This window comes from Paracoccus bogoriensis (assembly GCF_019431455.1).
Lineage (GTDB): Bacteria > Pseudomonadota > Alphaproteobacteria > Rhodobacterales > Rhodobacteraceae > Paracoccus > Paracoccus bogoriensis.
Genome location: NZ_JAHYSR010000051.1, coordinates 1 through 1,113, shown reverse-complemented (window position 1 = coordinate 1,113; position 1,113 = coordinate 1). Strand labels below are relative to the sequence as shown.

Genomic DNA, 1,113 nt, shown 5'->3' with positions numbered 1-1,113 from the left:
GGGCGGTGGCCGTTGACGCCGAGGGCCGGGTCGTTCTCGACCGCGCGGTCGAGAACGACCAGGACGCGATCGACAGGCTTGTGTCCGAACTGCGCAGCCTCGGCGCAGATGTGGTGATCGGGCTCGACGTGGTGGGCTCCTTCGCCCGCTTCATCGAGGCGGTGTTTCAGGGCGAGGCCGCGCAGGGTTTTTCGGGGGGCGAGCGCAAGTCTGACCCGCGCGACGCGCGCACGATCGCGGACCTGGTGCGCACCCGCGATCTGCGTCCCATCCTGCCGGACGATGACACGCTCGTCGCACTCCGGCTCAAGGTCGGCCGCCGGCGCGAGCCGATCCAGGACCAGACGCGGCGCATTTCGCGCCTGCGCGGGCTTCCTTGCAGCATCCGCCCCGGCCTCGAGCGGACGCTCGACCTGACCTGCAAGGGACCGCTCGCGCTGCTCACGCGCTATGTCACTCCGGCCGGGATCCGGCGTGCCGGGAAGTCCCGCCTGCGCGCGCATCTGAGCAGGACGCCACATTTGCACGGCACGGATGCCCTTGTCGACCGCGCGCCGGAGGCTGCCCGGGCGCAGAAGACCGTTGTTCCCGGCGAAGCGCCCACGGCCGAGCTGATCCGGGAGCTCGCCGCGGAGGCGCTTGAGGCGAGGCAGAAGATAGGCCGGATCGACCGTGATCTCGAGGCTCTGCTCGCGGACCACCCTGACGGGGCCCTCATCCGTTCGTTGCCGGGGATGGGGGCGTTGCTCGCGGCAGAGTTCATCGCCTGTGTGGGCAACATCCGGCGCTTCGGGTCCGCCGACGCGCTGGCCTCCGCGGCCGGTCTCGCGCCCGTCCAGCGCCAATCCGGCAAGCGTGCAGGCTGGCGCCGCGCCTATGGTGGCGACAAGGCCCTCAAGCGTGTCTTCTACCAGAGCGCCTTCTGCGCCGTCAGCACCGCCGACCCGCTCTCCAGGGCATTCTACGACCGCAAGCGACGGGAAGGAAAACACCACATGCAGGCCCTCATCGCGCTCGCTCGGCGCCGCGTGACGGTGATCTGGACCATGCTCCAGCGTCGGGAAACCTTCGATCCTGATCGCAAAGCAGCTTGACTGGCCCATTACGCAGCTT

At 69.5% G+C, this 1,113-nt stretch carries 1 protein-coding gene; it reads left to right on the top strand.

Features of this window, described 5'->3' with window-relative positions; all coding sequences use genetic code 11:
• Positions 1–1,094: IS110 family RNA-guided transposase (locus KY389_RS15005; protein ID WP_219831776.1), on the top strand; the 1,094-nt coding region annotated here is incomplete at its 5' end.
• Positions 1,095–1,113 lie beyond the last annotated feature (19 nt).